This window comes from Pseudomonas sp. P1.8 (assembly GCF_001269805.1).
In the GTDB taxonomy this organism is placed as follows: domain Bacteria; phylum Pseudomonadota; class Gammaproteobacteria; order Pseudomonadales; family Pseudomonadaceae; genus Aquipseudomonas.
The window spans coordinates 297,672-307,876 of sequence record NZ_LHVM01000013.1; the positions used below are offsets into that span (position 1 = coordinate 297,672).

General features: G+C 59.4%; 6 protein-coding genes. 1 reads left to right on the forward strand and 5 read right to left on the reverse strand.

The genetic code is table 11. The features are described 5' to 3' along the window. Position 1: 1 nt before the first annotated feature. Positions 2 to 2,233 carry a 1,4-alpha-glucan branching protein GlgB gene (gene glgB, locus AD668_RS12150; RefSeq protein ID WP_053158965.1) on the forward strand — a complete coding sequence of 744 codons (2,232 nt, stop codon included), beginning with the start codon at positions 2 to 4 and terminating at the stop codon, positions 2,231 to 2,233. Positions 2,234 to 2,343: 110 nt separating this feature from the next. On the opposite strand, the gene AD668_RS12155 is transcribed toward glgB, so the two are convergent. The 5 genes from AD668_RS12155 to AD668_RS12175 form a co-directional block, all read right to left on the reverse strand. Then, entirely contained in the window at positions 2,344 to 3,411 is a 1,068-nt protein-coding gene (locus tag AD668_RS12155) for an autotransporter outer membrane beta-barrel domain-containing protein (protein WP_053158968.1), read from the reverse strand. A 310-nt stretch (positions 3,412 to 3,721) separates the two neighbouring features. Continuing rightward, positions 3,722 to 6,364 carry an autotransporter outer membrane beta-barrel domain-containing protein gene (locus tag AD668_RS12160; protein ID WP_053158970.1) on the reverse strand — a complete coding sequence of 881 codons (2,643 nt, stop codon included), beginning with the start codon at positions 6,362 to 6,364 and terminating at the stop codon, positions 3,722 to 3,724. 242 nt (positions 6,365 to 6,606) lie between these two features. Continuing rightward, complete coding sequence (locus AD668_RS12165) at positions 6,607 to 7,407, reverse strand: endonuclease/exonuclease/phosphatase family protein (RefSeq protein WP_053158972.1); 801 nt, start codon at positions 7,405 to 7,407, stop codon at positions 6,607 to 6,609. A 98-nt stretch (positions 7,408 to 7,505) separates the two neighbouring features. After that, positions 7,506 to 9,668, reverse strand: coding sequence for a glycogen debranching protein GlgX (glgX, locus tag AD668_RS12170; RefSeq protein ID WP_053158974.1), 2,163 nt, complete (start codon positions 9,666 to 9,668; stop codon positions 7,506 to 7,508). A gap of 187 nt (positions 9,669 to 9,855) precedes the next feature. Then, positions 9,856 to 10,191: a DUF2934 domain-containing protein gene (locus tag AD668_RS12175; RefSeq protein ID WP_053158976.1), complete on the reverse strand. Its 336-nt coding sequence runs from the start codon at positions 10,189 to 10,191 to the stop codon at positions 9,856 to 9,858. Positions 10,192 to 10,205 lie beyond the last annotated feature (14 nt).

Consider the following 10,205-nt stretch of genomic DNA (forward strand, 5'->3'; position numbering starts at 1 on the left):
CATGAGTGTCTCGAACAAGGAACAGGGTGATCACAAAGAAGCGCTGCTACCCAGGGCGCGGGACATCGACGCGTTGGTACGCGCTGAACACATCGACCCTTTTTCCATTCTCGGTCCCCACGGCGATGGCGCTGGCGGGCAGTTTATCCGGGCTTATCTGCCGGGCGCGCTGAGCGTTCAGGTGGTAGCCAGCGATTCTGGCGAAGAGCTCGGCAACCTCGAAGACACACAGACACCAGGGCTGTTTGTCGGGCATTTCGAACGGGCACAACCTTATCTGCTGCGGACTCGCTGGGCCGGTGGCGAACAACTGGCCGAAGACCCTTACAGCTTCGGCCCGCTGCTGGGCGAAATGGATTTGTACCTGTTTGCCGAGGGCAATCACCGTGACTTGAGCGCCTGCCTCGGCGCACAACTGAAGACAGTGGACGGCGTCGAGGGCGTGCGTTTCGCAGTGTGGGCGCCGAATGCCAGAAGGGTGTCGGTGGTCGGCGATTTCAACGTGTGGGACGGGCGTCGCCATCCGATGCGCCTGCGCCATCCTACCGGGGTCTGGGAGTTGTTCATCCCGCGCCTGCAGGCGGGGGAGGTGTACAAGTACGAAATTCTCGGCGCCCATGGGATTCTCCCGCTGAAGGCCGACCCCATGGCACTGGCAACCACCTTGCCACCGGACACCGCGTCGAAAGTCGCGTCGCCGCTCAAGGTCGACTGGCAGGACCAGGACTGGATGTTGTCCCGAGGCGAGCGCCATCGCCCGACCGCCCCTTTGTCGATCTATGAACTGCACGCCGGCTCGTGGCAATGCGAGCTGGACGATCTTGGCGAAGTGGCTCGCCAGTACACTTGGCCAGAGCTGGCGGAGCGCTTGATTCCGTATGTCAAGGAACTGGGATTCACTCACATTGAACTGATGCCGATCATGGAGCACCCGTTCGGTGGCTCATGGGGCTATCAGTTGTTGGCGCAGTTCGCTCCGAGCGCACGTTATGGCACGCCTGATGAGTTCGCGGCGTTCGTCAACGCCTGCCACGTCGCCGATATTGGCGTGATCCTCGATTGGGTGCCGGCGCATTTCCCTACCGATACCCATGGTTTGGCACAGTTCGATGGCACCGCACTCTATGAATACGGTAACCCTCAGGAAGGCTTTCATCAGGACTGGGACACGCTGATCTACAACCTGGGCCGCACCGAAGTGCACGGCTACATGCTGGCGTCAGCGCTGCACTGGCTCAAGCATTTCCACGTTGACGGCCTACGGGTCGATGCCGTGGCTTCGATGCTCTATCGCGACTACTCGCGCAAAGCCGGCGAGTGGGTGCCGAACCGCCATGGTGGCCGGGAAAACCTGGAAGCCATCGACTTCCTGCGCCATCTCAACGATGTCGTGGCACTGGAAGCGCCCGGCGCACTGGTAATCGCCGAGGAGTCCACCGCGTGGCCAGGCGTCAGTCAAGGCACACAACAGGGTGGCCTGGGCTTCGCCTACAAATGGAACATGGGCTGGATGCATGACTCGCTGCATTACATCCAGCAGGACCCGGTGTACCGCGCGCATCACCACAACGAACTGAGTTTCGGCCTCGTATACGCGTGGTCCGAGCGCTTTATCCTGCCGATCTCCCATGACGAAGTGGTGCACGGTAAACATTCGCTGATCGACAAGATGCCCGGCGACCGCTGGCAGAAATTTGCCAACCTGCGGGCCTACCTGAGTTTCATGTGGACGCATCCGGGCAAGAAGCTGCTGTTCATGGGCTGCGAGTTCGGCCAGTGGCGTGAGTGGAATCACGATCAGCAACTGGACTGGTATCTGTTGCAGTACTCCGAGCACAAGGGCGTGCAGAAACTGGTCGCCGACCTCAACCGCCTGTATCGGGAAGTGCCTGCCCTGCATGAGCAGGATGATGTGCCGCAGGGCTTCCAGTGGCTGATTGGTGATGATGCGATCAACAGTGTCTATGCGTGGTTGCGCTGGAGCAAGGAGGGTGATCCGGTGTTGGTGGTGGCCAACTTCACGCCGGTGCCACGTGAAGCCTATCGCGTGGGCGTGCCGTTTGCGGGCCGCTGGAAGGAGTTGATGAACAGCGATTCGGCAACTTATGCCGGGTCCAACTACGGCAATGAAGGCGGGGTGCTCGCCGAAGAGGCGCCAAGTCATGGTCAGGCATTATCGCTGGTCCTCAATTTGCCGCCGTTGGCGGTGTTGATTCTGCGGCCCGAAGACTGACCGGATCATCGCGAGCATGCTCGCTCCCGCAGGTACCACCTCAAGACCTGTAGGAGCGAGCATGCTCGCGATGGCGTCAGCCCGGTCAAAACACCTCTAGTGTCTACTCCTCACCACCGCATCCGCACACCCAGGCTGCCGATCAACCCGTTCAGATCATTGTCATCTACATCACTGCTGTAATCGGCACTGACGTACAAGCTCACCGCTGGTGTCACCCTCGCGACCAGACCCAGGCCCAGTTCGACGGTTGAAGACTTGCGACTGCTGCTGATCTTGTCGACCTCATCGAGCGTCACCGTGTTGCCGGTGTACACCGTGTGCCACAAGTTGGTCCGCACGTAGGGTTCGACGGGCAGGCCACTGATGTCGTAACTGCCTTTCAAGCGCGCTCCGACCCGGCCGCTCCAGGACGTCAAGTCAGTGGAGGACGCATTGCCCGATCCTGCATACGGGGCGTCCAGCGTGATGCGCTGATTGATCAACTGCGCTTGCGGCTCAATCACCCAGTTCTCACCCAGGCCTATGGGGAAGCCACCTTCGACCGACAGCGTCATCGCGCTGCCTTCGGTGGCTTGCCGCGCACCTTGCTCATTGCGGCTGATACCGTTGACGCGGCCTCCGCTGGCCGTCAAGTCGACGTGCCAGCCCTGTGGCCCGGTCAGGCTCCAATAGGCGCCCAGGCTCTGGCCTTGAAGATTGAGTATGTCGCTGTTGGGGTCGGAGTGCGCCACCGGGCTTCGCACGCCATTGCTGTTGAACTGAATCTGCTGGTTGCCACCCACAAGACCGACACGCTGGGTATGACCGCTGGCGCTTTGCAGGGTCAGGATCGCTGGGCTCTTGAAGTCGCTGGTTCCGGGAACGCTGGAGTCGAGGGAAAGGAAGTCGGTTTGTGCTTGCCGTGAAGCCTGGCCATAGAGTTGGTCCCAGGCAGAGGGTGCGGCGTCTTCTGTGGACAGTCGGGAACTTCGTAGATCGGGGTGGGCGCTGAATTGGCCGGGATACGTCGTTGCAAGGGCAGACAAGCTGAGCGTAGGGGGTTCCTGCTGGTACCAGGGTAAGGTGTCTTCCTCGGCAGGGCCGGCCTGCACTTCCATGGAGGAACACAGCAGGAGTGAACTTGAGACAGTGCAAAAAGTAACTTTGATCTCTTGTGAGGTGAGAGTGGTTTTCATGGAGGTCTACCTTGCAATCGCATGCGGGATCTCGCTTCTGGCGTCTCTCCTACCCCGAGTGAGGGGCGACCGAATGGAGTAGGACACACCACGGGCTGCCCGTTTTTACGGGCGCCGGCGGCTTGTCCTGATGGTACTTCCGGGGTAGTAACGTGAAGTCAAGAAGACCCGACCCCATGCGTCAAGAAAATGGCCGATAAGTGGTATGGGTATTTAAGGTCATTTAAGTGACTGATTTACGGCGCCCTCTAAGTGCTTGTTTGTTGGAAGATACGTCAAAAAAACTGCGAGCTAGAGCCTTTTTTCAGGGTTACCAACTGACCCTGACACCCATGTTGCCGAACGTTCCTCGTTGCTGGTTGCTGTCGATATTGCCGGTGTAATCAAAGGCGACGTACAGGCTGACCGAGGGATTCAGACTTAACACCACACCGACCCCGATGTCGGCTGAGGAGGACTCCTGTCGGGTTTCGATTTTATCGGCGTTATCAAAGGTCACCGTATCGGTACCGGAAAAGGTGTGCCACAGGTTTGCGCGCAGGTAGGGTTCCAAAGGTTGCCCGTTGAGTTGGTAACGGCCCTTGAGCCGCGCACCGAGGCGACCGGTCCATGCGCTGTCGGAGTCGAAAGAGACGCGGGAAATGCCATCGTTCTGGCTTTTGAGGGAGATTTTCTGGTTGATCAGTTGCGCTTGGGGTTCGACTACCCAATTGTGGGTCAGCGCGATGGGATAACCGCCTTCCACCGAAAACGTCAGGGCATGACCCTTATTGTCGATCTTCAGGCCACGCTCGGATTTACTGTCACCGTCCAGCCAGGTGTACATCGCTACGCTATCGAAGTACCAGCCTTGTTGATCGGTCAGGGTCCAATAAGCGCCAAGGCTGTCTCCATTAATCTCAACCTTGCCGGCGCGCATGTCTTCGAATCCCTGAGTGAATCCGTTGACGTTACCTTGCAAACGACTGTGGCCGACAAAGAAACCCGTCCGCTGGGTTTGTCCGCCCGCCAGTTGTGATGCGAAAAGATCGTTGCCCACCTGAAAAGCCTTCAGCGAACCATTGAGACGCGGCGCCACGGTGCCGGCCCACGTCTGGTCGAAGTCCTTGCCGTAGACCCGACCCCAGCCTGCACTCAAGGCGCCGGTTTCAGCGAGCAGGCGCTGATCGCCCTGACGATCATGGAAGGTACCGAGGGCACTCAGAACCAGTTGTGTAGCGGCTGGCGGCAGCACCGACCAGACCGGCACTTCTTGCCGGAAAAGCGCAATCGGCGCGGCGCCCGGTACGGCGGCAGGCAACACCAGGGTTTCCAGGAGTGGAACTGTTGGAATTGTTGGATTCGTTGGATCCGTTGGAACTGTTGGCACTTCAGGACTTGGCGGAACTCCGCCCTGCGCCACAATTGGCGCAGCGACGGGAACCGCGACCAGCGGCACCAGAATAGGCGGTGAATCCGGTGTTGCGCCAGCGACCTCCACCAGCGGCGGCGCCACGACGGAGGAACGCAGGTAGAAACTGTTTTCGCTGCCTCTGGTCACGCCACCCTTAAACAAACGGTAATCGTACGCCCCCGCCGATACGGTACCTTTGAGGGCAAACGCGGTGCTTTCGCTGACTGCCGTGCCTTGAGCCTTTACCACCTCAATGCCGTTCTGTTGAGTCAGGGCACCCACACCGCCGATGTTGGTGACGGTGATCAGGGTGGTGCCGGTCAATTTTCCGTTACTGACCACCAGCTTGTCGCTGGGCGAGCTGTCGTCGCCCAGGCGGGTTTGCACTAACAACTGGCCACCCTTGCCGACGTAATTGCCGTTGAGGGTCATGGTGTCGTCGGTGCGGGAGTTGCTGCGGGTGAGGTCAATGGTGCCAGCGTTGTTCAACGTGGCGAGTCGTTCTGCGTTGAGGGGGGCGATACCGCCCTGAACCGAAGTCAGCGTACTCTTGGCGTCGATGTTGAATTCACCGGTACCGATGGTGCTGTCGCCCAACACAAAAGTGCCATCCAGATCGAAGCGCGAGTCGTTGTTCAGATTGACCGTTTCCCAATTCTTATAACGACCAGCACCCGCCGAATCGCTGTGATCAAAGGTCAACAGGTCGGTGCCGTTTTCACCGTTGATGCTCGGGGTCAGGGCCAAGGTGGTTTCAGTCAGGTTGCTCAGGGTTGCGCGGTCGTTGCCTTCGCCCATCAGGATGGCTGAGCGGATCGTCCCGCCATCGCTCCACTTCAGCGTGTCATTCCCGGCACTGGCGCGGATCTCACCGACAATCTCGCCACCGGTCACGGTGATTCTGTCGTTGCCGCCGCTGACACTGAGGTTACCGCCGATACGGCCCCCCGAGAGGATGATGGTGTCGGTGCCGAACCCGGTGACCAGATTGCCCTTGATCTCCCCGCCAGACATGTCGAACAGGTTGTCGTCGAGCTTCATGTCTACCCGGCCGATGGAGCCCGCAGTCATTCGCGCTTCGTCGCCATCCTCGAAGGCGCCCGTTATGGTGCCGCCGGTCATCAAAAACCTGTCAGGACTGTCTCCCTGAGCGAGGGAACCGATGATGCCCCCACTCATGAGAAAGTTATCGACGCCATCACCCTGGAGGACTGCCCCGGTGACCTGACCCGCACCGATGGTGAAAGTGTCGTCACCATCACCCTGCAAGACCGTGCCGACAATCACACCGGAAATCATATCGACTTTGTCGTTACCAGCACCGAAGGTCACATTGCCCGTGACTGTGCCGCTGCCGCCTGCGGGAAAGGCCAGGCTGTTGTTGCCCGACAAGTCAGTCAGTGCGCCACTGGAGCCACTGTCACACACGTAACTATCGTTGCCGACGGTGGGCGTCAGCGTACAGGCACCCAGGGCAGGTTGCGGCCATCCGGCACACAACCAGAGTGAAAAAACACAGGCGCCATAACGGTATTTGGTCAGATCTGTCGAAAATTCCATGTTCGTCTCCACGAATGGACCGATGCCCGGGCCGCCACCGCTTTAACGTGGCAAGGCATCGGGCACGCTCGGCAGCGCGAGTTGCGAGACGACATCGAGAAATCAACTTTCCCGCACAGATCCTTCGGCAACCTTGGCTACAGTGAGTCGCAAGCCCCTTCAACTATCGAAATGGGCGAGGTCACCGTAGCAAAGAATTTTTGTGCGTGGCTACTGTCAGAAATAACAGGTAGGTGTGCGCATCAGAGATGTACTTCCACCGCCAACGGCAAATGATCGGACAGATGCGTCCAGGGTTTACTCCCCAGAATGCGCGGTTGATGGCTGTTGGCGTTGCGCAGGTAAACGCGGTCCAGACGTAGCAATGGAAAGCGTGCAGGGTAGGTCTTGGCGGGTCGACCGTGGTGGCGTTCGAAGGCTTCGTGCAGATAATGGCGGCGGGCGAGGGCGGCGTTGCCTTGCAGTTGCCAGTCGTTGAAATCCCCGGCGATGATGACCGGTGCATCGTCGGGCAGGGATTCAAGCAACTGACAGAGCAACTGCAATTGCAATTGGCGATGGCTCTCCAACAGGCTCAAGTGAACGCAGATGGCATGCACCTCGGTATGGCCCGGCACGTCCAGTACGCAATGCAACAGACCACGGCGTTCGGGCCCGGTGATGGACACGTCGAGGTTGCGGTATTCGCGGATCGGGTATTTCGACAGCAGGGCATTGCCGTGGTGCCCGTTGGGGTACACGGCATTGCGGCCATAGGCGAAGTCGCTCCACATGCTGTCGGCGAGGAATTCGTATTGCGAGGTTTGCGGCCAATCGTTAAAGCGCGAGGAGTGACGATCGTGCTCGCCGACGACTTCCTGCAGAAACACCAGGTCCGCCGAGGTACTGCGGACCGCTTCACGCAGCTCCGGCAGAATGAAGCGTCGATTGAGCGCGGTAAACCCCTTGTGCGTATTGACCGTCAGCACCCGCAACCGATGAATGGCCGCTGGGGGATCCACCGGCACCGATTCGGCTGCCTGCTGCTTGGAATGACTGGCCACGTTTGCTCCTTTGTCTGCGGTCTGCTTATGCATGCGACTGATACGGTGGCGCGCAGTTCAGTTTCACAGGCGACAACGTTGCGGTCGCAAAGGTGCTTTTATTCTTCCTCCTCATGCTGAAGCTCGAACAGCAGCAACGACCGTCCGGTGACCGAGTATTCGTGGCCGAACTCAAAGCGCTCCTGGCCGCGAATCGACGGTTGGTTGGTGTCGATCATGCAGGTCCAGAATCCGCCGTCAGGCACTTGCGGCAGCATGAAGTTGACGATGTCGTGATGGGCGTTAACCACCAGCATCAGCGTAGCATCCGCGCCTTTGCGGCGAATCCCGGTTTCCTGAGCGCGACCGTCGAGCAGCATGCCCAGGCAGCGGTTGTGCACATCGTGCCAGTGCTCGGTGGTCATTTCAGTGCCGTCCGGCGCCAGCCAGGTCACGTCCTTGACGCCGATGTCCTCGTTGTAATTTCCCACCAGAAAACGCCCACGGCGCAGGATCGGGTAAGTCAGGCGCAGCTTGATCAGACGTTTGACGAACTTGAGCAACGCTTTGCCGTCCTCGCTCAAGTCCCAGTTGACCCAACCGATCTCACTGTCCTGGCAATAGGCATTGTTGTTGCCGTCCTGGGTTCGGGCGAATTCATCACCGGCCACCAGCATCGGCGTGCCCTGGGCGATTAACAGGGTGGCAAAGAAGTTGCGCATCTGCCGATGACGCAGGGCATTGATCTCGGGGTCGTCGGTCGGCCCTTCGACACCGTGGTTCCACGACAGATTGTTGTTGCTGCCGTCCTGATTGTCTTCGTCGTTGGCTTCGTTGTGCTTGTCGTTGTACGACACCAGGTCGTTGAGGGTGAAACCGTCGTGGGCGGTGATGAAATTCACGGAAGAATAGGGACGCCGTCCACGCTGATTGAACATCTCGCCCGAGGCAGTCATGCGGCTGGCGAAGTCCGCCAGTTGCCCGTCATCACCTTTCCAGAATGCGCGGACGGTGTCGCGGAACTTGTCGTTCCATTCGACCCAGCCCGGTGGAAAACCGCCTACCTGATAGCCGCCGGGGCCGCAATCCCAGGGTTCGGCAATCAATTTGACCTGGCGCAGCACCGGGTCCTGCCGGCAGGCGACGAGGAAGCTGTGGCGTTCGTCGAAGCCGTCGTGATAGCGCCCGAGGATGGTTGCCAAATCGAAGCGGAAGCCATCCACGTGCATTTCGGTGGCCCAGTAACGCAAGGAGTCGGTCACCATTTGCAGGACGCAGGGATGGCTCAGGTCCAGGGTGTTGCCGGTGCCGGAATCGTTGATGTAGAAACGCTTGTCGTCGGGCATCAAGCGATAGTAGGACGCGTTGTCGATGCCGCGCATGGACAGGGTCGGGCCTTGTTCGTTGCCCTCGGCGGTGTGGTTGTAGACCACGTCGAGGATCACTTCCAGATTGGCTTCGTGCAGGTGCGCGACCATTTCCTTGAACTCGGCAATCTTGCCGCTGGCCAGGTAGCGCGGGTCGGGGGCGAAGAACGCGATGCTGTTGTAGCCCCAATAGTTGGTCATGCCCTTGTGCAGCAGGTGCTGGTCATTGACGAAGGCATGAATCGGGAGCAATTCAACGGTCGACACCCCGAGCTTGCGAATGTGTTCCACCACGTCATCGACCATCAACCCGGCAAACGTACCGCGCACGTTCTCGGGGACGGCAGGGTGGCGCATGGTGAAACCGCGGACATGGGTTTCATAGATGATGGTTTTGTCCCAGGGCACACTGACGCGATGGTCGTGGCCCCAGGTGTGGGCCGGGTCGATCACTTTGCATTTGGGCACGAAGGGCGCGCTGTCGCGCTCATCGAAACTGAGGTCGGCGTCGGGGTGGCCGATGGTGTAGCCGAACAGCGCTTCAGACCATTTCAGTTTGCCGACCAGTTGCTTGGCGTAAGGATCGATCAGCAATTTATTGTGATTGAAGCGATGGCCGTTCGCCGGGTCGTAAGGACCGTAGACGCGATAGCCGTAGATCAGGCCCGGATGGGCGTCGGGCAGATAGCCGTGGTAGATCTCGTCGGTGTATTCGGGCAGTTCGATGCGTTCGAGCTCGACTTCGCCGGTATCGTCGAACAGGCACAGCTCAACCTTGGTGGCATGGGCGGAAAACAGGGCGAAGTTGACCCCCAGGCCATCCCAGGTCGCACCCAGCGGGAAGGGCAAACCCTCGCGAATTCGCGTGGCTTCGGCACGGGGGGCTGGTGTGGCGAGTTTCTTGGGGCTGGTCATAAATTCTCCGGCAAACGTTTAACCTGTAGGAGCGAGCCTGCTCGCGAGGGTGTGTCAGCCTGCACAGGTGCTGAATGTTGAACCGCTATCGCGAGCGAGTTCGCTCCTACAGGTTTTTTTCGGTCGAGCGTAGCCTCAGTGGCAAGCGGGCTCGCCACGACGTCATTTAGAAACAAGGTTGGGTAAATCAAACCGCAGGCGGTTTTCGCGCAGCCCGGGGTTTTTTCTCGGCGGCTTTTTCCCCCGGCGGAATCACTTTCGATGCCGCCGCAGGCTTGCTCCTGACTTTGGGCACGGCAAGCTTGCCGTCCAGCGCTTTGCCATTGCTGAGCTTGCCGTCGCCGGTTTTTTTAACGCCAGATTTGCTGGCGGCAGCTTTGGGCGACTTGCTCGGCGCCAGCGCTTCGGCCTCTGCCAGTTTGCGCGCCATCTCCCAGTGGCGGGCTTCCTGACCTTCGGGTTTTCCTTCTGACTCCCAGATCTGATAAGCGAATTCTCGGATGCGTTTATCGTCGGTACTCATCGCAATGCTCCTGA